This window comes from Pantoea cypripedii (assembly GCF_011395035.1).
GTDB lineage: Bacteria > Pseudomonadota > Gammaproteobacteria > Enterobacterales > Enterobacteriaceae > Pantoea > Pantoea cypripedii_A.
Genome location: NZ_CP024768.1, coordinates 3,933,675 through 3,957,909, shown reverse-complemented (window position 1 = coordinate 3,957,909; position 24,235 = coordinate 3,933,675). Strand labels below are relative to the sequence as shown.

25 protein-coding genes are annotated in these 24,235 nt (G+C 55.3%); 15 read left to right on the top strand and 10 right to left on the bottom strand.

The window, feature by feature from the left end:
* Positions 1-48 precede the first annotated feature (48 nt).
* The 7 genes from aroK to trpS all read left to right on the top strand — a co-directional run bounded on the left by aroK (position 49) and on the right by trpS (position 6,239).
* Positions 49-570, top strand: coding sequence for a shikimate kinase AroK (gene aroK / locus CUN67_RS18535; protein WP_041525861.1), 522 nt, complete (start codon positions 49-51; stop codon positions 568-570).
* 38 nt (positions 571-608) lie between these two features.
* Positions 609-1,700: a 3-dehydroquinate synthase gene (gene aroB / locus CUN67_RS18530; protein ID WP_208716744.1), complete on the top strand. Its 1,092-nt coding sequence runs from the start codon at positions 609-611 to the stop codon at positions 1,698-1,700.
* A gap of 170 nt (positions 1,701-1,870) precedes the next feature.
* Positions 1,871-2,899 (top strand): SPOR domain-containing protein, encoded by a 1,029-nt coding sequence (locus tag CUN67_RS18525; protein ID WP_208716743.1) that lies wholly within the window; start codon positions 1,871-1,873, stop codon positions 2,897-2,899.
* Between the two features lie 96 nt (positions 2,900-2,995).
* A complete protein-coding gene (gene dam, locus CUN67_RS18520) occupies positions 2,996-3,808 on the top strand; it encodes an adenine-specific DNA-methyltransferase (RefSeq protein WP_208716742.1) in 813 nt (270 codons plus the stop codon).
* A 65-nt stretch (positions 3,809-3,873) separates the two neighbouring features.
* Positions 3,874-4,557 carry a ribulose-phosphate 3-epimerase gene (gene rpe, locus CUN67_RS18515; protein ID WP_208716741.1) on the top strand — a complete coding sequence of 228 codons (684 nt, stop codon included), beginning with the start codon at positions 3,874-3,876 and terminating at the stop codon, positions 4,555-4,557.
* Positions 4,541-5,218, top strand: coding sequence for a phosphoglycolate phosphatase (locus CUN67_RS18510; RefSeq protein ID WP_208716740.1), 678 nt, complete (start codon positions 4,541-4,543; stop codon positions 5,216-5,218). The genes rpe and CUN67_RS18510 overlap by 17 nt, the downstream gene beginning before the upstream one ends.
* Before the next feature lie 16 nt (positions 5,219-5,234).
* Entirely contained in the window at positions 5,235-6,239 is a 1,005-nt protein-coding gene (gene trpS / locus CUN67_RS18505; protein WP_208716739.1) for a tryptophan--tRNA ligase, read from the top strand.
* A 54-nt stretch (positions 6,240-6,293) separates the two neighbouring features.
* On the opposite strand, the gene cysG is transcribed toward trpS, so the two are convergent.
* From cysG to nirB, 4 genes are all read right to left on the bottom strand, one after another.
* Positions 6,294-7,658, bottom strand: a complete 1,365-nt coding sequence (gene cysG, locus CUN67_RS18500) for a siroheme synthase CysG (protein WP_208716738.1) — start codon at positions 7,656-7,658, stop codon at positions 6,294-6,296.
* Between the two features lie 116 nt (positions 7,659-7,774).
* Positions 7,775-8,578 carry a nitrite transporter NirC gene (gene nirC, locus CUN67_RS18495; protein ID WP_208716737.1) on the bottom strand — a complete coding sequence of 268 codons (804 nt, stop codon included), beginning with the start codon at positions 8,576-8,578 and terminating at the stop codon, positions 7,775-7,777.
* Between the two features lie 28 nt (positions 8,579-8,606).
* Positions 8,607-8,933: a nitrite reductase small subunit NirD gene (gene nirD / locus CUN67_RS18490; RefSeq protein WP_208716736.1), complete on the bottom strand. Its 327-nt coding sequence runs from the start codon at positions 8,931-8,933 to the stop codon at positions 8,607-8,609.
* The gene (gene nirB / locus CUN67_RS18485; protein ID WP_208716735.1) at positions 8,930-11,470 is read right to left on the bottom strand and encodes a nitrite reductase large subunit NirB; all 2,541 of its coding nucleotides are present in this window, start codon (positions 11,468-11,470) and stop codon (positions 8,930-8,932) included. Before nirB ends, nirD begins: the two co-directional genes overlap by 4 nt.
* A gap of 179 nt (positions 11,471-11,649) precedes the next feature.
* Between nirB and CUN67_RS18480 the strand changes: the two genes are divergently transcribed.
* Positions 11,650-12,930 (top strand): cytosine deaminase, encoded by a 1,281-nt coding sequence (locus CUN67_RS18480; RefSeq protein WP_208716734.1) that lies wholly within the window; start codon positions 11,650-11,652, stop codon positions 12,928-12,930.
* Between the two features lie 33 nt (positions 12,931-12,963).
* Here CUN67_RS18480 and tsgA read toward each other — a convergent pair whose 3' ends face one another.
* Entirely contained in the window at positions 12,964-14,142 is a 1,179-nt protein-coding gene (tsgA, locus tag CUN67_RS18475) for an MFS transporter TsgA (RefSeq protein WP_208716733.1), read from the bottom strand.
* Between the two features lie 264 nt (positions 14,143-14,406).
* On the opposite strand from tsgA, the gene ppiA reads away from it, so the two are divergent.
* The 5 genes from ppiA to argD all read left to right on the top strand — a co-directional run bounded on the left by ppiA (position 14,407) and on the right by argD (position 17,757).
* The gene (gene ppiA / locus CUN67_RS18470) at positions 14,407-14,979 is read left to right on the top strand and encodes a peptidylprolyl isomerase A (protein WP_208716732.1); all 573 of its coding nucleotides are present in this window, start codon (positions 14,407-14,409) and stop codon (positions 14,977-14,979) included.
* A gap of 99 nt (positions 14,980-15,078) precedes the next feature.
* Positions 15,079-15,249: a YhfG family protein gene (locus tag CUN67_RS18465; protein ID WP_208716731.1), complete on the top strand. Its 171-nt coding sequence runs from the start codon at positions 15,079-15,081 to the stop codon at positions 15,247-15,249.
* Complete coding sequence (locus CUN67_RS18460; protein ID WP_208716730.1) at positions 15,239-15,832, top strand: putative adenosine monophosphate-protein transferase Fic; 594 nt, start codon at positions 15,239-15,241, stop codon at positions 15,830-15,832. The genes CUN67_RS18465 and CUN67_RS18460 overlap by 11 nt, the downstream gene beginning before the upstream one ends.
* A gap of 41 nt (positions 15,833-15,873) precedes the next feature.
* The gene (locus tag CUN67_RS18455; protein WP_208716729.1) at positions 15,874-16,449 is read left to right on the top strand and encodes an aminodeoxychorismate synthase component II; all 576 of its coding nucleotides are present in this window, start codon (positions 15,874-15,876) and stop codon (positions 16,447-16,449) included.
* Between the two features lie 87 nt (positions 16,450-16,536).
* A complete protein-coding gene (gene argD / locus CUN67_RS18450) occupies positions 16,537-17,757 on the top strand; it encodes a bifunctional acetylornithine/succinyldiaminopimelate transaminase (RefSeq protein ID WP_208716728.1) in 1,221 nt (406 codons plus the stop codon).
* Between the two features lies 1 nt (position 17,758).
* On the opposite strand, the gene CUN67_RS18445 is transcribed toward argD, so the two are convergent.
* Both CUN67_RS18445 and crp read right to left on the bottom strand, forming a co-directional pair.
* Positions 17,759-19,834, bottom strand: a complete 2,076-nt coding sequence (locus CUN67_RS18445) for a YccS/YhfK family putative transporter (RefSeq protein ID WP_208716727.1) — start codon at positions 19,832-19,834, stop codon at positions 17,759-17,761.
* Positions 19,835-19,892: 58 nt separating this feature from the next.
* Entirely contained in the window at positions 19,893-20,525 is a 633-nt protein-coding gene (crp, locus tag CUN67_RS18440) for a cAMP-activated global transcriptional regulator CRP (RefSeq protein ID WP_013510795.1), read from the bottom strand.
* Positions 20,526-20,826: 301 nt separating this feature from the next.
* Here crp and CUN67_RS18435 point away from each other — a divergent pair, with 301 nt between their 5' ends.
* Entirely contained in the window at positions 20,827-21,231 is a 405-nt protein-coding gene (locus tag CUN67_RS18435; RefSeq protein WP_208716726.1) for an OsmC family protein, read from the top strand.
* 122 nt (positions 21,232-21,353) lie between these two features.
* Here CUN67_RS18435 and CUN67_RS18430 read toward each other — a convergent pair whose 3' ends face one another.
* The 3 genes from CUN67_RS18430 to CUN67_RS18420 all read right to left on the bottom strand — a co-directional run bounded on the left by CUN67_RS18430 (position 21,354) and on the right by CUN67_RS18420 (position 23,522).
* Positions 21,354-22,223 carry a phosphoribulokinase gene (locus CUN67_RS18430; protein WP_208716725.1) on the bottom strand — a complete coding sequence of 290 codons (870 nt, stop codon included), beginning with the start codon at positions 22,221-22,223 and terminating at the stop codon, positions 21,354-21,356.
* A gap of 61 nt (positions 22,224-22,284) precedes the next feature.
* A complete protein-coding gene (locus CUN67_RS18425; RefSeq protein WP_208716724.1) occupies positions 22,285-22,503 on the bottom strand; it encodes a YheU family protein in 219 nt (72 codons plus the stop codon).
* A 2-nt stretch (positions 22,504-22,505) separates the two neighbouring features.
* Positions 22,506-23,522, bottom strand: coding sequence for a hydrolase (locus CUN67_RS18420; RefSeq protein WP_208716723.1), 1,017 nt, complete (start codon positions 23,520-23,522; stop codon positions 22,506-22,508).
* 60 nt (positions 23,523-23,582) lie between these two features.
* Between CUN67_RS18420 and CUN67_RS18415 the strand changes: the two genes are divergently transcribed.
* Positions 23,583-24,185 carry a LysE family translocator gene (locus CUN67_RS18415; protein WP_084877391.1) on the top strand — a complete coding sequence of 201 codons (603 nt, stop codon included), beginning with the start codon at positions 23,583-23,585 and terminating at the stop codon, positions 24,183-24,185.
* Positions 24,186-24,235: the final 50 nt, after the last annotated feature.

The window sequence follows — 24,235 nt, the reverse complement described above, 5'->3', positions numbered from 1 at the left end:
AAGCTGAACGCGGGGTATCATCAACGAATTCTTAGTAATACCGACAAAATGGCAGAGAAACGCAATATCTTTCTGGTTGGGCCGATGGGTGCCGGCAAAAGCACTATTGGTCGTCAGTTAGCTCAGCAACTCAATATGGAATTTTTCGATTCCGATCAGGAAATTGAGCGACGTACCGGAGCGGATGTGGGCTGGGTGTTTGACGTTGAAGGCGAAGCGGGTTTCCGCGATCGTGAAGAGAAAATTATCAACGAGCTAACCGAAAAGCAGGGCATCGTGCTGGCGACCGGTGGCGGTTCCGTCAAATCCCGGGAAACCCGTAATCGTCTCTCCGCCCGCGGTGTGGTCGTCTACCTCGAAACCACCATCGAAAAGCAACTTGCCCGCACCCAGCGTGATAAAAAGCGCCCGCTGCTGCAGGTTGATTCTCCGCCGCGCGAAGTACTGGAAGCACTGGCTGGCGAACGTAATCCGCTTTATGAAGAGATCGCTGATGTCACTATCCGCACTGACGATCAGAGCGCGAAAGTAGTGGCTAATCAGATCATCAACATGCTGGAAAAAAGTTGATCCAGCGCCTGAGGGCTAAGTAATAGGTATCGGTCATCATGGAGAAGATCACTGTTTCACTGGGGGAGCGCAGTTACCCCATCACCATAGCTGCCGGGCTTTTTAACGATCCGGCTTCTTTTTGGCCGCTGAAAGCAGGTGACAATGCCATGCTGGTTACCAACCAGACGCTGGCAACCCTCTACCTGCATAAACTGTCGGCACTGTTGAGTGCTGCCGGGGTGAAAGTGGATCAGGTGATCCTGCCCGATGGTGAACAGTACAAAACGCTGGCCGTGATGGATGATGTGTTTACGGCATTGCTGCAAAAACCGCATGGCCGTGATACCACGCTGATTGCCCTTGGCGGCGGTGTGATTGGTGACCTGACCGGTTTTGCTGCGGCCAGCTACCAGCGCGGCGTGCGCTTTATTCAGGTGCCGACGACGCTGCTTTCTCAGGTTGACTCCTCCGTTGGTGGCAAAACCGCCGTTAATCACCCCCTCGGCAAAAACATGATTGGCGCGTTTTATCAGCCAGCATCTGTGGTGGTGGATACCGATTGTCTGGCAACCCTGCCGCCGCGTGAGCTGGCGTCGGGTCTGGCTGAAGTCATCAAATACGGCATCATTCTGGATGGTGATTTTTTCCAGTGGCTGGAGCAAAATCTTGATGCTCTGCTGGCACTGGATGAAAAAGCCATGGCTTACTGTATTCGCCGCTGCTGCGAGCTGAAAGCCGAAGTGGTCGCTGCCGATGAACGTGAAACCGGTGTGCGTGCGCTGCTCAATCTCGGCCATACTTTTGGTCATGCCATTGAGGCCCACATGGGCTATGGCAATTGGCTGCATGGTGAAGCGGTTGCGGCTGGCATGGTGATGGCCGCGCGTACCGCTGAGCGTCTTGGTCAGTTCAGCACGGCTGATACCGATCGCATTATTGCGCTGCTGTTGCGTGCCGGTTTACCGGTGCATGGCCCGGCGAGCATGGCTGCGGAAGAGTATCTGCCGCATATGATGCGTGATAAAAAAGTGCTGGCGGGTGAATTGCGTCTGGTGCTGCCTCTCGCTATTGGCCGCTCTGAAGTGCGTGCTGGCGTGGCACATGATATGGTGCTGGCTGCAATTAACGATTGTCAGAAGTCATTATAATACCCTGAATCATTCGAGCCGCAGGAACGCGGCTGGTGGGCGAATCCCAGGGAACGGCTATCTATCGTCCCTGATCGCTGCCAACGCAGCTGCGACGCAAAATATGATGGGTAAAAAAGAGAGTGGTGATGCGGTACGTCGGATGCGTGCCGTTTTACGGAGGAGGCTAAATGGATGAGTTTAAACCGGAAGACGAGTTAAAACCTGATGCCAGTGACCGTCGTCCCACGCGGCCCCGCAAATCGTCGTCTGCGCCGAAAGTAAAAGTGCCGGTTTCCCGTCAGCATATGATGATGGGGATAGGGATTTTGGTTCTGTTGCTGTTGGTGCTGGGTATCGGCTCTGCGCTAAATGGCGGCGATGAAAGCAAGAAGCCAGCGAATACGGCAGGTAACACTGGCAATAACAGCGCGGCTCCTGCGACTGGCGGTTCGGAAAAGAATATTGATCTCTCCGGCTCGACTTCCATGAGCGGCCAGCAGAGTGCAATGCCTTCCACTGAAGGTGGTGCGACGCCAAATACCAGCAATCCGCAGACGGACGCGAACGGTTCTCAATCCATTTCTATGCCTTCCGTGTCATCTACCCCTACTCAGGCTGCACCGGTTGAAACCCCACCGAACCAGCAGCGTGTCACCTTGCCGGGCGATCTCAATAGCGCGCTGAATAATCAGCAGGGGCAGGTTGATAACGCCGCGCAGGGCGCACAGGGTAGCAGCTCGCTGCCGACAGCACCTGCGACCGTCAGCGGCAGCGGTAAAGCCATCACTCCGCCGGTTGCACGTGAAGAGAAACCGCGTGCCGCCAGCAGCCAGCGCGAAACGCACCCAGGTACGCACAAAGCGCCAGCGGCCAGTAAGCCAGCGGTAAGAGAGAGCAAACCACAGTCGACAGTGGCCCATAGTGCCGCGCCAGTCAGCAGTGGTGCCAGCAAATCTCTGCCTTCAGGCAACTATACGCTGCAACTGAGCGGGGCATCGAAGGCAGAGAGCCTGAATGCCTGGGCGAAGAAACAGAATCTCAGTGGCTACCACGTGTATAAAACCAGCCGTAATGGTCAACCGTGGTATGTGCTGGTCAGCGGCTCTTATGCCACACCGGCTGATGCTAAACGCGCGGTTTCTTCTCTGCCGGCTGAAGTCCGGGCGCAGAATCCCTGGGTGAAACCCCTGAGCCAGGTTAAAAAAGAGAGCGAATAATCATTGTGGGGCCGCGTTAATGTGGCCCCGTTTTAAGCGCAGATCTGCTGTCGGTTCCGCCACAGCCAATAATTAAGATGTAATAACCACGACAGCATGAAAAAAAATCGCGCTTTCCTGAAATGGGCTGGAGGGAAATACCCGCTCCTTGACGATATTCGTCGTCATTTGCCACCAGGCGACTGCCTGATCGAGCCTTTTGTCGGTGCTGGTTCTGTGTTTCTTAACACGGACTACGAGCGCTATCATCTGGCCGATATCAACAGTGACCTGATTAATCTGTACAACATTGTCAAAACGCGCACTGCGGAATTTATTGACGATGCCGGTAAGCTATTCACACCGGAAACTAACTGTGCGGAGTTTTACTACGCGCAGCGCATCGCTTTCAATGCCAGCCGTGATATCTATCATCGTGCCGTGCTGTTTCTGTATCTCAACCGTCATGGTTACAACGGTTTGTGCCGCTACAACCTGCGTGGCGAGTTCAATGTGCCCTTTGGTCGTTATCGCAAACCCTACTTCCCGGAAGCGGAACTGTTATGGTTTGCTGAGCGATCGCAAAAAGCGACTTTTGTCTGCGAATCTTACGATGTTACTCTGAACCGCGCGCATCAAGGCTCGGTGGTGTATTGCGATCCGCCATACGCCCCCCTGACAGCGACGGCTAATTTTACCGCCTACCACACCAACAGTTTCAGCCTGCGTGAGCAGCAGCATCTGGCGGAGCTGGCGGCAATGCTGGCGGAAGAGAGCAGGATCCCGGTATTGATTTCCAACCACGATACTAAGCTGACGCGTGAGTGGTACCGGAATGCGGTACTACACGTTGTCAAAGCCCGGCGTTCCATCAGCCGAAGCATAAGTGGTCGCACTCACGTAGACGAACTGCTGGCGCTTTTCCGCTAGCCTGTTTCGTCCGCGACCAACGCATTACGCCAGCGCATGCTGGCGCACAAAATTGGGAGAATCGGATGAAACAATTTTTACTGGCCCCTTCAATCCTCTCTGCTGACTTTGCCCGTCTGGGTGAGGACACCGCCAGGGCGCTGGCGGCAGGTGGTGACGTGGTGCATTTCGATGTGATGGATAACCACTATGTTCCCAATCTGACCATGGGGCCGATGGTGCTGAAAGCGCTGCGCGATTATGGCATCACGGCACCTATTGATGTTCATCTGATGGTAAAACCGGTTGATGAACTCATCCCGGCCTTTGCCAAAGCGGGTGCCAGCTACATCACCTTCCATCCGGAAGCCAGCCAGCATGTTGACCGTACCCTGCAACTGATTAAAGAACACGGTTGTAAAGCGGGTCTGGTGTTCAACCCGGCAACCCCGCTCAGCTATCTTGATTACGTCATGGATAAACTGGATATCATCCTGCTGATGTCAGTGAATCCTGGTTTTGGCGGTCAATCCTTTATTCCCGGTACGCTGGATAAGCTGCGTCAGGCGCGTCGCCTTATCGACCAAAGCGGCTACGATATCCGTCTGGAAGTGGACGGTGGGGTGAAAATCGACAATATCGCTCAGATCGCTGCCGCCGGTGCGGACATGTTTGTTGCCGGTTCTGCCATCTTTGGTCACCCCGATTACAAAAAAGTGATCGATGATATGCGCGGCGAACTGGAGAAAGTTAATGGCTCATTTCACTGATATTCACGCGCTGGCGTTTGATCTCGATGGCACGCTGGTGGACAGCGCGCCAGGTCTGGCACAGGCTATCGATCATGCTCTGGCCGATCTGCAATTGCCACCCGCTGGCGTGGCGCGTGCTTCGACTTGGATTGGCAACGGGGCTGATGTGATGATGACCAGGGCACTGACCTGGGCGCTGGGCCGCGAACCACAAGACAATGAACAGCGTGATGCACGGACGCTGTTTGATAAGTATTACGCGGAAACGGTGGAAGCGGGCAGTACGCTATTTCCTCAGGTGAAAGCCACGCTGGCAAAACTGGCTGAAAAAGGGTTGCCACTGGCGATTGTGACCAACAAACCCACGCCGTTTGTTGCCCCTTTACTGGCTTCGCTGGGGATTGCCGAATACTTTTCACTGATCATCGGCGGTGATGATGTGGTAGTGAAAAAGCCGCATCCAGCGGCGATCTTCCTCGTACTGGGACGATTTGGCGTGCTGCCACAGCAATTGCTGTTTGTTGGCGATTCACGCAATGATATTCTCGCTGCCCAGGCGGCAGGTGTACCGAACATCGGCATGACCTTTGGCTACAACTACGGCGAACCTATCGCCAGCAGCCAACCCGATTTAACTCTCGATTCTTTTGACGAACTTCTGCCCGCTCTCGGGCTGTGATTATCAGGACATAAGCATGAGCAAACCCATCGTTTTCAGCGGCGCCCAGCCTTCCGGTGAACTGACCATTGGCAACTATATGGGTGCGCTGCGTCAGTGGGTGCAGATGCAGGATGATTTCCACTGCATTTACTGCATCGTCGATCTGCACGCCATTACCGTCCGCCAGGATCCCGTCGCGCTGCGTAAGGCCACGCTGGATACGCTGGCGTTGTATCTTGCCTGTGGTATCGATCCGAACAAAAGCACCATTTTTGTTCAGTCGCATGTACCGGAGCACGCCCAACTGAGCTGGGTCCTCAACTGCTACGCCTACTTCGGCGAGTTGAGCCGCATGACGCAGTTCAAAGATAAATCCGCTCGCTACGAAGAGAACATCAATGCCGGTCTGTTTGATTATCCGGTGCTGATGGCTGCCGATATTCTGCTGTATCAGACCAACCAGGTTCCGGTAGGGGAAGATCAGAAGCAGCATCTGGAACTGAGTCGCGATCTCGCACAACGTTTCAACGCGTTGTATGGCGATATCTTTAAGGTGCCGGAGCCGTTCATCCCGAAATCAGGGGCGCGCGTGATGTCGCTGCTGGAGCCGACCAAAAAGATGTCGAAATCAGACGACAATCGCAACAACGTGATTGGTCTGCTGGAAGATCCGAAATCCGTGGTGAAGAAGATCAAGCGTGCGGTGACAGATTCCGAAGAGCCGCCAGTGGTGCGCTACGACATCAAAGAGAAAGCCGGGGTATCGAACCTGCTGGATATTCTCTCGGGTGTGACGGGGAAAACCATCGCCGAGCTGGAACAGGAATTCGAAGGCAAAATGTACGGCCATCTGAAAGGTGCGGTCGCGGATGCGGTTTCCGGCATGCTGGTCGAGTTGCAGGAGCGTTATAATCGCTATCGCAATGACGAAGCTTTCCTTAACCAGGTGATGCGTGATGGCGCGGCCAAAGCCCGTGCACATGCGCAGGAAACGCTGAAGAAAGTCTACGAAGCGGTGGGTTTTGTTGCCCAGCCGTAAGCGGCAGCGCAGGTAAATCAGCGCGGCGGGCCATCATGGTCCGCCGTTTTTTTATCAGAACCAGCGCAACTGTGAACGCAGGCCGACCACCCGTCCCACAATAATCAGCGCCGGGCTGGCAAATTGGTGAGCCAGCGTCGCCAGCTCGCCCAGGGTCCCTGTTGCCACACGTTGTTGCGGCGTGGTGCCGTTTTGTACCAGCGCGACCGGCATCTCCGCTTCCATGCCATGCAACATCAGCTGCCGCTGAATCTCCGGTGCCTGCGTCAGGCCCATATAAAACACCAGCGTCTGCTGTTCCGCAGCCAGCTTTTGCCATTCAATTTTGCCATGCTGTTGCAAATGGCCTGTGACAAAACGCACGCTCTGCGCATGATCGCGGTGAGTCAGCGGAATGCCGCTGTAGGCCGCACAGCCCGATGCTGCCGTAATGCCGGGCACCACGCTGAAAGGAATATTATGCTGCGCCAGCACTTCCAGCTCCTCACCACCGCGACCAAAAATAAAGGGATCGCCGCCTTTGAGCCGCACCACGCGTTTGCCGCGCTGTGCCTGCTCCAGCAGCAATTGATTGATCTCCGCTTGCGGGACGCAGTGGTGTCCGGCGCGTTTACCCACGAAGATACGTTCCGCATCCCGGCGCACCAGATTAAGTATCGGGTCTGATACCAGCCGGTCATATACCACCACATCGGCCTGCTGAATATGTTGTAAGCCCTTCAGCGTCAGCAAGCCTGCATCCCCTGGCCCGGCACCGACCAGCACTACTTCACCCTGCTGCGACAGCGGGGCATCGAACAAGGTATCGACCAGGGCATCCGCGCGAGGTTGGTCACCATTGGCAAGGGTTTGTGCCAGACGGTCGCTGGCGAAGAAGCGTTCCCAGAAATGACGGCGCTGCGCCATGCTGTTAAACCGCTTTTTCACCCGCTCGCGCAGTGAACCGGCCAGAGTCGCCAGTTGCCCGAGATGCTGCGGCAGCATGGCTTCCAGTTTTTCGCGCAACAGCCGTGCCAGTACTGGTGCGCGACCACCAGAAGAGACGGCGATCATCAGCGGTGAGCGGTCAACAATCGAAGGCATGATGGCGCTGGCCTGTTCCGGCGCATCCACCAGGTTACAAAAAATCCGGCGTGCTTCTGCGGCTGCGCCCACCTGTTGATTCACTGCATCATCATCGGTGGCGGCAATCACCAGCCAGCAGTCATCCAGCCAGGCTTCAGTGAAAGCGCCACTGAGTAGCACCACTTTCCCTTGTTGTGCCCATTGCTGAAAAGCAGGGGAGAAATCCAGCGCACCGACGTGCAGGTCTGCACCGGCGTCCAGTAACAGGCGTGCTTTACGCTCTGCGACATCACCACCGCCCACCAGCAAACAGCGTTTGCTGTGAAGGCGACAAAACAGGGGAAAGTAATCCATAGCTGATCCTAAAAACTGCGAGGGCGTAGTATTAAACTTCCGTAGCGGCGCAATTTATTGCGCTATTTTCAGGAAAAACCCGCGCGATAAATCGCGCCGCTACGGAATGTGGTGCGTTATGCCGATTTGAGCGCACTGGCGGACGATGCAGCCTGTGGCCGTTGTGCCTGCGGTGTGGCGTACCAGTAACCGAGGCCCATCAGCACCATGCCAGAGAACATATTGCCCAGCGTCACCCACAGCAAATTATGGCCAATGCCTTGCAAAGTCAGGTCTGCATTATGCTGACCAAACCATGACAGCGCAAAGAGCGTCATATTGGCAACCGAGTGTTCGAAACCAGAGGCGATAAACGCCAGCAGGCACCACCAGATAGCAAGAAACTTCGCCGCGCCTTCAGTACGAACCGCCATCCAGATCGCCAGACATACCAGCCAGTTACACAGCGCCCCTTTAAAGAACAGCGCCATCGCGGTCTGGCTGGTTTTGGCCAGTGCCACGCTATGAATCAGGGAACCGGCATTGGGCAGCAACGCACCTGCTGCATAGTAATAAAACAGCGCCACCAGCACCGAACCCAGCAGGTTGCCCAGCCAGGTTTGCGGCAGTATGCACCACATCTGACTATGACGAATCGCGCCTGCTTTGACGCCAATGGTCAGGAACATGGTATGACCGGTGAACAGCTCGGATCCGGCGATAAGAACCAGCGTTAATGCGATGCCGAAGGTCGAACCCATAATCAGCGGACGGTAAGCCGGGTCGGCGAGGTTACCAAGGGTGAAGATCAGGATAATGGCCAGCCCGACATACGCGCCTGCCATTGCCGAGCCGATCCAGAATGCCAGCGGACTTTGTTGCGCGGTGCGCGCGATTCGCGCCGCGTTAGCAGCGCATTTTTCCAGGGTATCAGTAAACATAAAAATTTCTCAAAAAGTAAAAAATCAGTCAGACGCACACTTCTACGCGGCCATTGCTGACGCGCACCGGGTAGCTCGCTACCGAACGTGATGCATCCTCAAGGCAGAGACCGTCGCTCAGACGGAAGCGTTGTTTTTTCAGCGGGCTGGCCACCCATAATGCCTGCTGATGTTCGGCGATAATGCCGCGTGACAGCACGCTGGCCTCGGCGAAGGGGTCGATATTGCTCAGGGCGTACAGTTGCTGATCCTGTGTGGGACGAAAGATGGCAATTTGCTGTCCCTGAACCAGGGCGCATACGCCGGTGGCGGGCAGAATCTGGCTCAGTTCGCAGACGGCATTCCACTGGCTCATGCGTTGGTCTCCTCAATCTGGGTGACGTCAATGCGCTCAGCGGGACGCGCCGGGCGATGCTGATCGCGGACGTTGATATTCTGTATCAGCGGGTCACGCTGTGGACTGTTGATAAAGGTGGCGAAATGGCTCTGCTGTTGGGGATCGTTGACGGTGGCTGCCCATTCGCACTCTGCCAGGTCACGCAGGCGTGCCAGTTCGCTCTCCAGCTGGCTGTTCAGACCGAGTTTGTCATCCACAATCACCTTGCGCAGGTAATCAATGCCGCCATCCATACTTTCCAGCCAGACGGAGGTGCGTTGCAGGCGGTCACCGGTGCGGATGTAGAACATCATAAAACGGTCGAGATAGTGCAGCAGGGTGTCGTGATCGAGGTCGGCGGCCAGCAGGTCGGCATGACGTGGCTTCATCCCGCCGTTGCCGCAGACATACAGATTCCAGCCTTTTTCGGTGGCGATCACGCCAACGTCTTTGCCCTGGGCTTCGGCGCATTCACGGGTACAGCCAGAGACACCAAACTTCATCTTGTGCGGGGTACGGATGCCTTTGTAGCGGTTTTCCAGTTCGATGCCGAAACCGAGACTGTCGCCGACACCGTAGCGGCACCAGGTGCTGCCGACGCAGGTTTTCGCCATACGCAACGCTTTGGCATAGGCCTGGCCAGTTTCAAAGCCAGCGGCAATCAGCTGTGACCAGATGGCGGGCAAGTCGTCGCGTTGTGCACCAAATAGGCCGATACGCTGTGAACCGGTGATTTTGGTGTAGAGATTATACTGGCGCGCCACTGCGCCGATGGCCATCAGCCCTTCGGGGGTAATTTCACCGCCCGCAGAGCGCGGGATCACCGAATAGGTGCCATCTTTCTGGATATTGCCGAGGAACAGATCGTTGCTGTCCTGCAATGGCGTATGCTGAGGCTTGAGGATGTGTTCGTTCCAGCAGGAAGCCAGCAGCGAACCAACGGTGGGTTTACACACCTCGCAACCGTAACCCTGGCCGTATTTCGCCAGCAGAGCATCGAACGATTTAATCTCTTCGACCCGAATCAGGTGATATAGCTCCTGACGCGAATAAGGGAAGTGGGCGCACAGATGGTTGTTCACCTCGATACCCTGACGGCTGAGTTCCGCATTCAGCACCTGCGTAATCAACGGAATACAACCACCACAGCCCGTACCCGCGCGGGTTTCAGCTTTCAGTGCCGCAACGGTGTGGCAGCCATTCTTCACGGCATTGACGATATCGCCCTTGCTGACGTCGAAGCAGGAGCAGATTTGTGCGCTTTCCGGCAACGCATCAACGCCAATCGACGGCTTCTCGCCGCTGCCTGCGGGCAGGATCAGCCGCTCCGGGTGTTCCGGCAGGGTGATGCTATTCAGCGTCAGCTGCAGCAGGTTGCCATAGTCACTGGTGTCGCCCACCAGCACCGCGCCGAGCAGCGTTTTGTTGTCTTCACTGACAATCAGACGTTTGTAAATGGAGCGTTGTTCATCAAGCCAGACATAGCTACGTGCGCCAGGCGTCCGTCCGTGGGCATCACCAATGCCGCCCACATCCACACCCAGCAGTTTTAACTTCGCACTCATGTCCGCACCGGCAAAGAGGTTATCGCGGCCGACTAAGGTATCACTGGCAACCTGCGCCATTTTGTAACCGGGAGCCACCAGGCCAAAAGTCCGGTTCTGCCAGGCGGCACACTCACCAATGGCGAAAATGGCCGGATCGCTGGTTTGGCAGCGGTCATCAATCGCAATTCCCCCGCGCGGGCCGAGTGGCAGGCCGCATTGCTTCGCCAGCTGGTCCTGCGGGCGAATACCGGTGGAGAACACGATAAAATCGACATCCAGCGTGCTGTCATCGGCGAATTGCAGCGTTTTACCGCCTTTGCTGTGATGGACAATCTGCCGGGTATTTTTGCCGGTATGGACCTGCACGCCCATCTGCTCAATTTTGCGACGCAGTTGTACGCCCCCCTGGGCGTCGAGCTGCTCCGCCATCAGCACCGGCGCGAACTCGATCACATGGGTTTCAATGCCGAGATTTTTCAGCGCCCCTGCGGCTTCCAGTCCGAGCAGACCGCCGCCTATGACCGCGCCGCGTTTGCTGCGACGCGCACAGGCCTCAATGGCGTTAAGGTCTTCAATGGTGCGATAAACAAAACAGTCGCTGCCTTCCGAACCCTGAATCGGTGGGATCCACGGATAAGAGCCGGTAGCGAAAATCAGCGTGTCGTAATGTACCGCCCGGCCGGTATTGGAGTGAATCAGCTTTTCATCACGATTGATGGTGATGGCGCGTTCACCCAGCAGCAGATTGACCTGATGTTTCTCATAGTAACCCTCACGTACCAGCGAGAGTTCTTCTGCGGTGTGATGGGAAAAATAGGCGGACAGGTGGACGCGGTCGTAAGCGACCCGTGGCTCTTCACAAAAAACGGTGATCGCAAACTGGCCTGCTTCAGCCTTGTCGATCAGTTCTTCAATAAAGCGGTGGCCAACCATGCCGTTGCCAATAATGACGACGTTGTGTTTGCTCATGCTTGCCTCAAAATTAAAATATCTATGGCTACCTTAACGCGCACGTCTTGCGGCTTATTGATGCATGTCAAATGCGCCTTTATATACCTATTTTGAGGTATGTCACTGATTCTGAACACATTCGTAGCAACGTCAGGTTCGTGCTAGCTTAAGACGTTGTGTTTCAACGGGAGAAAGGCATGGCGACGTCACTGAAGTGGATCAACAACCTGCGCTTAGCGGGGCGGGATGGGCTGTGGCAAATCGAAATCGAACAGGGAAAAATTACCCGCGTGGTGCCCCAGTCGGCAGCCTGTAGCGTGCAGGAAGGCGTGCTTGATGCGGAAGGTGGGCTGGCAAGCGCGCCTTTTATTGAACCGCATATTCATCTTGATACCACGCAAACTGCCGGAGAACCGGCATGGAATCAGTCCGGTACGCTGTTTGAAGGCATTGAGCGCTGGGCTGAGCGTAAAGCGTTACTCAGCCATGAAGATGTTAAACAGCGTGCGAAACAGACGCTGAAGTGGCAGATCGCCAACGGTATCCAGCATGTTCGTACCCATGTGGATGTCTCCGACCCCACGCTCACCGCGCTGAAAGCCATGCTGGAAGTGAAGGCGGAGATGGCTCCGTGGATTGATATCCAGATTGTCGCCTTTCCGCAGGAAGGCATCCTGTCGTATCCCAACGGGGAAGCATTGCTGGAAGAAGCGCTGCGGCTCGGCGCGGATTTGGTTGGCGCGATCCCGCATTACGAATTTACCCGCGAGTATGGCGTCGAATCATTACATATTGCCTTTGCGCTGGCGAATCGTTACGACCGGCTGGTGGATGTGCACTGTGATGAAATTGATGATGAGCAGTCGCGCTTTGTGGAAACCGTCGCGGCACTGGCCCATCGTGAGGGCATGGGTGAACGCGTGACCGCCAGCCATACCACGGCGATGCATTCGTATAACAATGCCTACACCTCGCGTTTGTTCCGCCTGCTGCGCCTGTCGAAGATTAACTTTGTCGCTAACCCGCTGGTGAATATTCATTTGCAGGGCCGCTTTGACAGCTATCCCAAACGACGCGGCATCACCCGGGTGAAGGAGATGCTGGAGGCCAACATCAACGTCTGCTTCGGCCACGATGACGTGTTTGATCCCTGGTATCCATTAGGCACGGCCAGCATGTTGCAGGTACTGCATATGGGGCTGCACGTTTGTCAGTTGATGGGGTATGAACAGATTGATGCAGGATTGCAGCTGATCACCACCAATAGCGCCAAAACCATGCAACTCAAGCATTACGGTATCGAGCCGGGCAATGATGCCAGCCTGATTATTCTGCCCGCAGACAGCGGTTTTGATGCGGTGCGGCGTCAGGTGCCGGTGCGTTATTCGTTGCGTAAAGGGGAACTGGTGGCGGCAACGGAGCCAGCGAGAAGTGAGATCTTTTTGCATGAGACGGAAGCGGTCACCTTCCGGCGTTAAGTCGCAGGGCGGACTGACGTCCGCCCATCAATCTTAGTGGGTGATATGGCCATGCTGGCGATGTTTAGTGACAAAGCCGAGCAGTACACACATTACGAACACCACGGCATACAAGCCGTTGGCGGTTGCCAGCGCGGCATGCGCGCCACCGCTCGCCACAATCGGGCCAGTGACCACAAAGGTCAGCATGGTGCCGACGGTACCGCAGGTCAGGATAAAGTTGACCAGCTTCGGTGAGGACGCTTTGGTTTGCAGCGAACCGAGGGTGATGATGGTGGTGTAGATGGCGCTGGAGCTGAAGCCGAGCGTCATGATGATCCAGTGCAGCATATTGGCGTCACTGGTGCTGACAAACCAGTACATCAGGACGGTGGCAATGGCCGCCAGCACCATCAGGATACGTTGCAGATCAAAGAAGCGCAGCAGGAAGCTGAACACCCACATCCCCACCATATACGCTGTCCAGAAATTCCCCACCAGCTGGCCCGCCGCGGCAATATCCATACCCATGGTTTTGGTGGCGTATTCCGGCACCCAGGAGATAAAACCGAGCTGACCGAGGATGTAGCACAGTGCGGCAATCGACAGGAATAGCACGCCGATGCCCCATTTTTCTTTCTCCGCCGCCTGGGTTTCGGTGTTGTTTTTCAGCACCGGGAATTCCACGCACAGCGCCAGCACGAAGATGGCGATGTAAATCACGCCAATGCAGGCATAGACCCAGTACCACGGCAGAGCACGCGCCAGCAAAATACCCGCAATGATGGGAAACACCGTCCCGGCCATACTGAAGAAGGAGTCAGTAAACAGCAGACGTGAGCCACGCTGACGGCCATCATACAGATGGGTAATCAGGAAGGTGCCGATCGACATGGTAATCCCGCTCACCACGCCAAGCACAAACATGCACAGCGAGAACACGGACAGGTTGTGGCTGGTCATCAGACCCAATACCGCCAGTACCATCAGCACAAAACCAAATATCAGCTGACGTTTTAACGGCACAATGACCATCAGCCAGGCGTTCAAAAAGACTGCCACCAGAATACCGGTATTGAGGAAGGTAAAGGTGTTGCTCATTTCTGAGATGGGTAACTGGAAATATTGCGCGATATTGTCCAGCACCATCCCGGTCACAATCACCAATGCGCCAGTGAGCGCATATGAGAAAAAGCTAATCCAGGTAAGGCCAATGCGATTACGGTTTGTCATGTTGGGAACCTGTTTTGAGCACCGAAGTTGGCAAAAAGTGTCATGAATTGTAAATGCAACTGTGACCTTAATAAACAAAGAGTGAAATATGGTTATCAGATTTCATTAATAGTGTGATTCAAGTCACGCAAATGATTGCGTGGCGCGGGATTGGGGCCATTTACCGTCGCCGCGTAAATATAAGTAAAACGCTGGCTCTTGTATTACATGCTCTTTACAATCAATCTCGTTTTTGAGCTGGCTCTCCATGGTAAGGAATCTTTCATGTTTAAACGTACTTTGACAGCGGCCGTAGCCCTGTTAGCGCTCTCATCTATTTCCGCTTCCGCCCTGGCGGCGAAAGGCGATCCCCATGTTCTGCTCACCACCTCTGCGGGCAATATCGAACTCGAATTGAATGCACAGAAAGCCCCGGTTTCGGTGAAAAATTTTGTCGACTACGTCAATAATGGTTTCTATAACAACACGATTTTCCATCGCGTGATCCCTGGCTTTATGGTGCAGGGCGGTGGCTTCACCACCGATATGCAGCAGAAGCAAACCAACGCACCGATTAAAAACGAGGCGGACAACGGCCTGCGTAACCTGCGTGGCACCATTGCGATGGCGCGCACCGCAGAAAAAGACAGCGCGACCAGCCAGTTCTTTATTAACGTCACTGATAATGCCTTCCTCGATCACGGTCAGCGTGATTTCGGCTACGCGGTATTTGGTAAAGTTGTGAAAGGAATGGATGTGGCCGATAAGATGGCCCAGGTGCCGACCAAAGATGTAGGTCCGTACCAGAATGTGCCGTCAAAACCGATCGTTATCCTCTCGGCGAAAGTTCTCCCCTGATTTATCGGCGCGTCATTTCATGATGGCGCGTCCTGCCGCTCTCCGGCAAAGCGAATATTTGCTGCTTATACTTAGGGCAAATTGCTTGCCGGAGGCTCTATGACCAGCAAACTGACCGATAAACAGAAAGCCACCCTGTGGCAACAACGTCGCGCTGCCAGCTACCAGGCCAGCTGTCGTCTGGCGGGTTATACGCTGAACGAACCGGCAATCACACCTGAACAGGCCTCAGCCCGGCTGACCTCGTTAAGGAGGCAATATGGCGGATAATTCTCTGGCGGTACGCGACCCTTATCTGTGGCACAACGATAATGTGCTGAAAAACCGTCTGGATATTCACGATAGCGCACAGCTACGCAAAGCTGAGCTGGCGTTCAGTGCCGCGCGGCTCGCGACGCTGGAGCTGGGACCAGTGCAAAGGGGTATGCCGTGGCTTTGCCATATTCATCGCACGTTGTTCCAGGACCTTTACACCTGGGCCGGGGAGTTGCGGACCGTGGATATCTGGCGTGACGAGACCCCCTATTGTCACTGCGCATATATCGAGAAAGAGGGCAATAATCTGATGAGCGCGCTGGCAGATGAGGAGGTACTGACTCATCTGCCGCAGGATGAGTTCGTCGCGCGTCTGGCGCATTACTATTGTGAGATCTATGTGCTGCACCCATTCCGGGCGGGTAATGGTCGGACCCAGCGTATCTTCTTCGAGCAACTGGCGTTGCATGCCGGCTATCTGCTGACCTGGGATAAACTGAACCACGATAGCTGGCGAGCGACGATTCGCGATGCCGTCGAGGGCGATTTAACCGCGCTCAGCGCGCAATTTGCAAAAGTGGTAAGTCCCGCCCGTTAAAATGCGTAGAATGGCGGCGGTTTTACCGGCCTGAGGGCGCTATGCTGCTGCTAATTGATAATTACGACTCCTTCACCTGGAATCTCTACCAGTATTTCTGCCAACTGGGCGCTGATGTCAGGGTGGTGCGCAATGATGCCATCACCCTGGACGAGATGGATGCGCTTCCTCTGAGCCATCTGGTGATTTCACCTGGCCCCTGTACGCCGGACCAGTCCGGTATCTCACTGGCGGCCATCCGCCACTTTGCCGGTCGTCTGCCGATCCTCGGTGTGTGTCTGGGCCATCAGGCGATTGCCCAGGCCTATGGTGCCCAGGTGGTGCGTGCGCGTCAGGTAATGCATGGCAAAACCTCGGCGATTCGCCATAACGATAGCGGTGTGTTTCGCGGGCTGAACAATCCCCTCACTGTGACCCGTTACCATTCGCTGATTGTGGCGCGGGATTCGCTGCCCGACGCGTTTGAGGTGACGGCCTGGAGCCTGCGCGAGGGGGAGCCTGATGAAATAATGGGGTTCCGTCATAAAACGCTGCCACTGGAAGGGGTACAGTTCCATCCGGAAAGCATTCTCAGTGAACAGGGACATCAGCTGCTGGCAAATTTCCTGCGGCCTTAAGTTGTGTTTGCCTTTATGTGATTTTTTATGCATATTTTGTGATTATAATTTCACGTCAACTCAACAAATAACCCGATGAGGTCGGCAATGGCAGCAGAAAAACTAGCGGTAACCCGGGAAACGTTCGATAACGTAATTTTGCCTGTTTATGCACCTGCGCAGTTTGTGCCGGTTAAAGGCAAGGGTAGCCGAGTCTGGGATCAGCAGGGCAAAGAATATATCGATTTTTCCGGCGGCATCGCAGTGACTGCGCTCGGCCATTGCCATCCGGCGCTGGTGGAAACGCTGAAAACCCAGGGTGAAACCCTGTGGCACACCAGCAACGTATTTACCAATGAACCGGCGCTGCGCCTGGCAAGCAAACTGATTGCGGCCACCTTTGCCGAACGCGTGTTCTTTGGCAACTCCGGGGCAGAAGCCAACGAAGCGGCGTTCAAACTGGCGCGTTATTACGCCTGCAAAAAACACAGTCCGTTCAAAAGCAAAATCATCGCTTTCCACAATGCGTTTCATGGGCGCACGCTGTTTACCGTCTCGGTTGGCGGCCAGCCGAAATATTCCGATGGTTTTGGTCCGAAACCGGCGGATATCGTGCATGTGCCTTTCAACGATCTGGCGGCGGTGAAAGCGGTGATTGATGATCACACCTGTGCCATCGTGGTCGAGCCGATCCAGGGCGAAGGCGGTGTGATGCCGGCTACCCCGGAATTTATGCAGGGTCTGCGTGCCTTATGTGATGAATACCAGGCGCTGCTGGTGCTGGATGAAGTGCAGAGCGGCATGGGGCGTAGTGGCAAGCTGTTCGCTTATGAACACTACGGTATCACCCCGGATATCATCACTACGGCGAAAGCGCTGGGCGGTGGTTTCCCGGTGAGCGCCATGCTGACCACCCATGAAATCGCTTCAGTGATGGCGCCTGGCGTGCATGGCACCACTTATGGCGGCAACCCGCTGGCCTGTGCGATTGCTGAAACGGCGCTGGATATCATCAACACGCCAGAAGTGCTGGAGGGTGTCGAAGCACGTCGTCAGCAGTTCGTGGCGGCGCTGAAAGCGCTGGATAGCAAGTTTGACCTGTTCAGTGACATCCGTGGCAAAGGGCTGCTGATTGGTGCCGCGCTGAAGCCGCAGCACGCCAGCAAAGCACGCGATATCCTGCATGCGGCGGCGGCGGAAGGTTTGATGATCCTTACCGCCGGGACCGATGTGATCCGTTTTGTCCCGTCGCTGGTGATTGAACCGACCGATATTGAAGAAGGGATGGCGCGGTTTGCCGTGGCGGTTGAAAAGGTGCTGGCAGCATAAACTAATTTTTTACCCGCAGTCCCATCAGCCAGCGACCATGATGCGGTCGCTGGCTCCACGCCAGTGAAGAGATGGTATGCATCACGTTAAGGTGTTGCAGAATCCGCTTCACATGCTGCTCAACAATGGTTACCGCTCCCTCATTGATATTTTCCGGCGCTTCCAGCACGTTGCTGTCGTTGCCCGGTCCGTCATATTCCAGCCGCTGCTGACAGCGCTGCAACGCGATTTCACAGGATTGCAGATACTTCTCCGCCAGTTTCGGCGTCAACATAGTGTGCTCACGCGCCAGAATGGTCATGGCGTTGATATGTTCGACAATAAACTGGCTGTGCGTCACCCATAGCCGCATATCTTTCAGATACTGCGAGTTAAAACCGGGTTCGGTCATCGCCTGATTAAGTGAGTTAAACATGGCGTTGTGCGCCTGATTAACCTTAACGCGCTGATACGCCAGTTTCTCCGGCGACTGCTCCGGCCCGAGCAGCAGCTGCAAGGCTTCCTGGTCCGCTTCCAGCGCATCGTGTGCGTTCTTGCGTAGTAAGCCGCTCTGCCACTGTGGCCACAGCCAAATCATGCCGCCGAAGGCAATCAGGCATCCCATCAGCGTGTCCATCATGCGCGGCAGCAGAAACTGCGCGCCATTCAGCGATAGCAGCTGGAGCGAATACACCGCCGTCACCGTAAAGCCAATCATCGACCAGCCGTAATATTTACGCGTCACCAGATAGCTGGCGAGGGTGATCGCCAGCATGAATAGCAGCGTGAGCGATTCCGGCACGGCGAAACGCAGCGAGGCGGCGGCAATTAATAGTCCGGCAAAGGTACCGAGTGCACGGTGCTGGATACGCACCCGCGTGGCGCTGTAGCCATTCTGGCTGACGAACATGGTGGTCATCAGAATCCAGTAGGGTTTAGGGATGTTGAAGAACAACGCCAGCGCGCTGCCAAACATCAGCATCACGGCAAACCGTGCCGCGGTGCGCAACGCGGGGGACTTTAGCGACAGGTAGCTGCGTAGCGCCGGAAAAAACGGCAAACGCCGCTGGCGGTCGGCCATCAGGTCACGGGTATAAAGGGGTTTCTGGGTGCGCAGAACGCGGGCTATCCGACTGAAATGGTACAGGCAAAAATTACCGACCGGATTATCCGGGTGCTGGCGCGCGATCTTTTCCAGCGCTCCGAGCTGCTTCTCCATATGAAAGCGCTCAGGCAGCTGGTGATACAGGATGGCATCGGCCAGTAGCCGCAGCCGCGCCGAGATGGTCTTCGCGTTCCAGCGGATCACCGCTTCAGCGTGGCTTTGCTCCACCAGTTTTTGTACTTCTTCGGGCTGATGGAGGCTGACCGAGATATGTTCCTGTAAATCGAGCGCCACCTGGAAGGCACGCGTCAGACGTTTATGGCTGTTGTTACGGCTGGCAGACAGCATATGCATCTGCTGATAACAGGTGGTGATCAGATCGACGGCTTTTTGCTGCCGGGCCAGCAGCGGAGGCAGCGCTTTTTCCGGATCGGTCAGCTGCGTCAGCAGGGTATATTTGGCATCGCAATAATCCGCCAGTTCGCGATACAGCAGGCTGAGGGTTTCACGCATTGGCTGTTCTTTCCACAGCCAGAACCAGAACCAGTTAAACAGCCCGTACCAAAGCGTACCGCCGATATACAGCAGCGGCGTCACCCAGATCGGCATACGTCCCGCCAGGCTCAGGGTGAAGATGGCAGCGATAAGCGTGCCCGGCAGCAAGCGGCCATGTAACGGGCTGATCTCACCCGTGACGCCAACCAGCAGTGGCAGGGCCAGCATAATCAGCGGCAAAGGAACGTGGTAATCCGTCAGCCATTGAATCAGAAAGCTGCCGGTGGCAAACAGGGAGCCGCCCACAATCAGGCGTTTAAAGAAGCGCTTATGCGGCGTATCAAGACCCGCGATATTGCAGCAGGCGGGAACGAGGGAGAACAGCAAACCTTTTTGCAGGTCACCAAACAGCCAGCCGAGAGCCACGGGCAGGCAAAGCACCAGCGTTTGCCGCAGGGCGTAATTAACTTCGGGATGATAGATGATTCGACGCCACATCAGCTCATCGCAGACAAAAACGGCGCGATGTTGCCATCACGCCGTGGGTGAGAAGGAATTAGCGGGTGCCGTAAACGACGATGGTTTTACCATGTGCGGAGATCAGGTTTTGATCTTCCAGCATTTTCAGAATACGGCCAACTGTCTCGCGTGAGCAGCCGACGATCTGACCAATTTCCTGACGGGTGATTTTGATCTGCATCCCGTCCGGGTGGGTCATGGCATCAGGCTGTTTGGCCAGATTAAGCAGCGTCTGCGCAATGCGGCCAGTCACATCAAGGAAGGCAAGGTTGCCGACTTTTTCTGATGTCACCTGCAGGCGACGTGCCATCTGCGCCGAAAGACGCATTAAAATATCCGGGTTTACCTGAATCAGCTGACGGAATTTTTTGTAGGAAATTTCAGCCACTTCGCAGGCAGTTTTTGCTCGTACCCAGGCACTACGTTCCTGACCTTCTTCAAACAGGCCAAGCTCGCCGATGAAATCCCCCTGATTGAGGTAGGAGAGAATCATCTCTTTGCCTTCTTCATCTTTGATCAGCACCGCAACGGCACCTTTCACGATGTAGTAGAGCGTTTCCGCTTTTTCACCCTGATGAATCAGGGTGCTTTTGGATGGATATTTGTGAATATGGCAATGGGACAGGAACCATTCGAGTGTAGGGTCTGTTTGCGGTTTGCCGAGAACCATTCGCTATTATCCTCTGTTGTAATCGTGCCCAAAACACAGGGGGCAATTTTCCCTGTCAGGCGGTGAAATCGTAGAGCGCTTCCGGTAAAGGAAATTATTCGGGTGGACTCTTAAGCCAGGCTTCTGATTCTTCCCGCCTTCGTCTATTGCGACGAAAATATTTTCAGCACTGTTTGTAGCACAGCTTTTGCTAGCTGTCTTCTGTTGTCTCGCTTCAGCAAAAGGGCGATTAGTCTGGATTGCTGTTTCTCAGGTGAAAGCGTACTCTGGCGGCAAATCAGCCTATTCAGGAGAAAGAATAATGCAGGCACGAGTCAAATGGGTGGAAGGGCTTACCTTTCTCGGAGAATCCTCATCTGGCCATCAGATATTAATGGATGGTAACTCGGGTGATAAAGCGCCGAGTCCGATGGAGATGGTGCTGATGGCGGCGGGTGGATGCAGCGCGATTGACGTGGTGTCTATCCTGCAAAAAGGACGCAATGAGGTTGCCGATTGCGAAGTAAAACTCACCTCTGAACGTCGTGAAGAAGCGCCACGTATTTTCACACACATCAACCTGCATTTTATTGTCAGCGGCAAGGATTTGGGTGATAAAGCGGTAGCCCGCGCGGTGGATCTTTCGGCAGAGAAATATTGCTCGGTGGCGATCATGCTCGGCAAAGGCGTCGACATCACCCACAGCTACGAGGTTATCGAGCTATAGCACGAACGTAGCGGCGCGATTTATCGCGCGGATTTTTCGTGCAGCATGCACGGTCATGCGATTAATCGCGCGGATTTTTCCCGCATCCTGCACGGGATCGCGCGATAAATCGCGCCGCTACATTATTCAATCCGTTTACCTTCAATCAGCCGTTGCACCAGCGGTGTCATAATCAATTCCATCGCCAGCCCCATTTTGCCGCCCGGTACCACCAGGGTGTTCATATGCGAAATAAAGGAATTCTGAATCATCGCCAGCAGGTAGGGAAAGGCAATGCCTTCCAGCCCACGAAAATGGATCACCACGAAGCTTTCATCCAGCGACGGAATTTCACGCGCCGCAAACGGATTGGAGGTATCGACGGTCGGCACGCGCTGGAAGTTGATATGGGTGCGCGAGAATTGTGGCGTGATGAAGTTGATGTAATCTTCCATAGAACGTACCACTGAATCCATCACCGCTTCGCGTGAATGGCCGCGTTCGCTGGTATCACGCACCAACTTCTGAATCCATTCCAGGTTTACGATCGGCACCACGCCGACCAGCAAATCCACGTGTTCGGCCACATTGTGTTGTTGCGTGACGACGCCGCCGTGCAGCCCCTCATAAAACAGCACATCGGTGTTTTCCGGCAACGGCTGCCACGGCGTAAAGGTGCCAGGCACCTGGTTCCACGGTACGGCTTCGTCGTAGGTATGCAGATATTTGCGCGACTGCCCGAGGCCGGATTGGCCATATTGTCTGAAGGTTTGTTCCAGCAGGCCAAAATCGTTGGCCTCCGGTCCGAAGTAGCTGATGTGACGGCCCAGATCGCGCGCTTTGCGGATCGCCATGTCCATCTCCGGACGCGTATAGCGATGGAAACTGTCGCCTTCCACTTCTGCGGCATGCAGATCCAGCTGCTGGAAAATTTTCCGGAAGGCAAGGCTGGTGGTGGTGGTTCCGGCTCCGCTGGAACCGGTAACGGCAATAACTGGATGCCTGGCTGACATAACAAAGCTCCCTGTGAAGTCCGGCGATGAGCATTGTTAGCACGAAATGCCGGGATGTGCATTAGCCGCGAAATTCACCGCGCGCCATGATATTGACGGTTTCGTGCAGTTCCGACCACACCAGTACCGCGTCGCCACGCTCCAGCTGGCGGCGCACATCGGCGACTTTCTGCGCCAGACTGCGCTCCTGTTCACCGTAGTCGGTGCCTTCGCGTAATACAAAGGCTTCAATCAGGTTTTCCAGCGTTTCGGGGGCAATTTGTTGCCATGGAATAATCACGATCACATATCCAGATAAGTTGATAACCACTGTGGCACGCGCTGCTCCAGCCACATTTGCGGGCGCAGCAATGTCCCGCCAACAAAGCCAACGTGGCCACCTTGCTGCGTCAATTGGTATTCAATTGATGGGGACAGCTGCTCCGGCTGCGGGATTACCGCATCGGTCATAAAGGGATCGTCTTTGGCATGGATGATCAGCAGCGGTTTACGTACCCCGATTAAATGCGGCATGGCGCTGGCGCGGTGATAATAATCTCCCGCATCGATAAAACCGTGTGCCCGTGAGGTGACGGCATCGTCAAAATCGCGCAGACGCCGCAGGGTCCGCAGCTGGCGTAAATCTACCGGTAACGTACCGGGCCAGGCGCGCAGCTTGCGCTTCGCATTTTTTTTCAACTGCGTCAGCAAATAGTGCTGATAAAAGCGTGAGAAACCGTTCTCCAGTTTCTGGCTGCACGGCTCCAGCAGCAGGGGGGCTGAGATGGCGACAGCGGCATCGAAGGGCGCATCACCGCCCTCCATTCCGGCGAGGCACGCCAGCATATTCGCACCCAGCGAGACACCCACCGCCGTGGTGGGCACCGTGCCCCATTCGCGCCTTAACCAGCGCAGGAAGTAGCTCGCGTCTTCCGTTTCACCGGAATGGTAAATGCGATGCAGACGATTGGGTTCGCCGCTGCAACCGCGAAAGTGCATCACCACCGCCAGCCAGCCCCGCGCCTGGCACGCCTGCATCAGCCCGTGGGCATAAGGGCTGTGGAAACTCCCTTCTAAGCCATGAAACAGGACCATGCGCGGTTTATGTGCGGCCTGCGCTGGATCTTCACTCCACGCGAGATCGACGAAATCACCATCCGGCAAATCAAGACGCTGCCAGTGCGGACGCAGGGTGACGCGCCGCCGCAGCAGGCGCGGAAGCAGGGTTTGCAGATGCGGATTGCGAAAGCCACTCAGCGGGACAAAGGTCTCGCCGGGCGGAGAATCAAAATTACTGTGGTAAACGCTTGTCTGATGCATATCTCGCTGATAGTTTCGATGAGTTTTTGGCTTTCCTGGGTGAGGAGCACCCGAATCAACATGGAACTAAGTCTGTTTTTATCAATGCTGGGCTTTCTCTGGGTCGCTGCGATCACGCCAGGGCCTAATAATATGTTACTTACCGCCTCCGCTGCCAACTTTGGCTTTCTGCGTACCTTCTCGTTGTTAATCGGCATCATGATCGGTATGCAGGTGATGCTGCTGATGGTGGCCTTTGGCGTGGGTGGTCTCATCCTACTCTATCCTTCCCTTCATCTGGTTCTTAAAATTGCCGGTAGCCTGTATCTGCTCTGGCTGGCGTGGAAAATTGCCACCGCCGAATATGAGAAACTGGATACGGATGCGGCACCTCCGGTACCCACGCCGTTCTGGCAGGGAGGGTTGCTGCAACTGATTAACCCGAAGGCCTGGCTGATGGCGCTGGGTGCGGTTGCCAGCTTTAGTCTGGCCGGTGCCGCCTATCTGCATTCCGTGGTGGCAATCAGCATCGGTATGGCGCTGGTCAACGTGGTTTCCGGGGTGATTTGGATGGGGTTTGGTTCGATCATCGGCCGTCTGCTGCGCAGCCCACGGGCGTGGAAAATCTTTAACCTGGCAATGGGGATTCTCACCGCCGCCTGTGTGCTGTTGATTTGGCACTGAATAAACCCGAGGCGCGGCAACGCGCCTTTTTGCTCTTTGCGCATAGCCTT

Coding starts and splice junctions, on each gene's coding strand:
- aroK (WP_041525861.1), top strand. CDS start 49: ATGGCAGAGAAACGCAATATCTTTCTGGTTGGGCCGATGGGTGCCGGC.
- aroB (WP_208716744.1), top strand. CDS start 609: ATGGAGAAGATCACTGTTTCACTGGGGGAGCGCAGTTACCCCATCACC.
- CUN67_RS18525 (WP_208716743.1), top strand. CDS start 1,871: ATGGATGAGTTTAAACCGGAAGACGAGTTAAAACCTGATGCCAGTGAC.
- dam (WP_208716742.1), top strand. CDS start 2,996: ATGAAAAAAAATCGCGCTTTCCTGAAATGGGCTGGAGGGAAATACCCG.
- rpe (WP_208716741.1), top strand. CDS start 3,874: ATGAAACAATTTTTACTGGCCCCTTCAATCCTCTCTGCTGACTTTGCC.
- CUN67_RS18510 (WP_208716740.1), top strand. CDS start 4,541: ATGGCTCATTTCACTGATATTCACGCGCTGGCGTTTGATCTCGATGGC.
- trpS (WP_208716739.1), top strand. CDS start 5,235: ATGAGCAAACCCATCGTTTTCAGCGGCGCCCAGCCTTCCGGTGAACTG.
- cysG (WP_208716738.1), bottom strand. CDS start 7,658: ATGGATTACTTTCCCCTGTTTTGTCGCCTTCACAGCAAACGCTGTTTG.
- nirC (WP_208716737.1), bottom strand. CDS start 8,578: ATGTTTACTGATACCCTGGAAAAATGCGCTGCTAACGCGGCGCGAATC.
- nirD (WP_208716736.1), bottom strand. CDS start 8,933: ATGAGCCAGTGGAATGCCGTCTGCGAACTGAGCCAGATTCTGCCCGCC.
- nirB (WP_208716735.1), bottom strand. CDS start 11,470: ATGAGCAAACACAACGTCGTCATTATTGGCAACGGCATGGTTGGCCAC.
- CUN67_RS18480 (WP_208716734.1), top strand. CDS start 11,650: ATGGCGACGTCACTGAAGTGGATCAACAACCTGCGCTTAGCGGGGCGG.
- tsgA (WP_208716733.1), bottom strand. CDS start 14,142: ATGACAAACCGTAATCGCATTGGCCTTACCTGGATTAGCTTTTTCTCA.
- ppiA (WP_208716732.1), top strand. CDS start 14,407: ATGTTTAAACGTACTTTGACAGCGGCCGTAGCCCTGTTAGCGCTCTCA.
- CUN67_RS18465 (WP_208716731.1), top strand. CDS start 15,079: ATGACCAGCAAACTGACCGATAAACAGAAAGCCACCCTGTGGCAACAA.
- CUN67_RS18460 (WP_208716730.1), top strand. CDS start 15,239: ATGGCGGATAATTCTCTGGCGGTACGCGACCCTTATCTGTGGCACAAC.
- CUN67_RS18455 (WP_208716729.1), top strand. CDS start 15,874: ATGCTGCTGCTAATTGATAATTACGACTCCTTCACCTGGAATCTCTAC.
- argD (WP_208716728.1), top strand. CDS start 16,537: ATGGCAGCAGAAAAACTAGCGGTAACCCGGGAAACGTTCGATAACGTA.
- CUN67_RS18445 (WP_208716727.1), bottom strand. CDS start 19,834: ATGTGGCGTCGAATCATCTATCATCCCGAAGTTAATTACGCCCTGCGG.
- crp (WP_013510795.1), bottom strand. CDS start 20,525: ATGGTTCTCGGCAAACCGCAAACAGACCCTACACTCGAATGGTTCCTG.
- CUN67_RS18435 (WP_208716726.1), top strand. CDS start 20,827: ATGCAGGCACGAGTCAAATGGGTGGAAGGGCTTACCTTTCTCGGAGAA.
- CUN67_RS18430 (WP_208716725.1), bottom strand. CDS start 22,223: ATGTCAGCCAGGCATCCAGTTATTGCCGTTACCGGTTCCAGCGGAGCC.
- CUN67_RS18420 (WP_208716723.1), bottom strand. CDS start 23,522: ATGCATCAGACAAGCGTTTACCACAGTAATTTTGATTCTCCGCCCGGC.
- CUN67_RS18415 (WP_084877391.1), top strand. CDS start 23,583: ATGGAACTAAGTCTGTTTTTATCAATGCTGGGCTTTCTCTGGGTCGCT.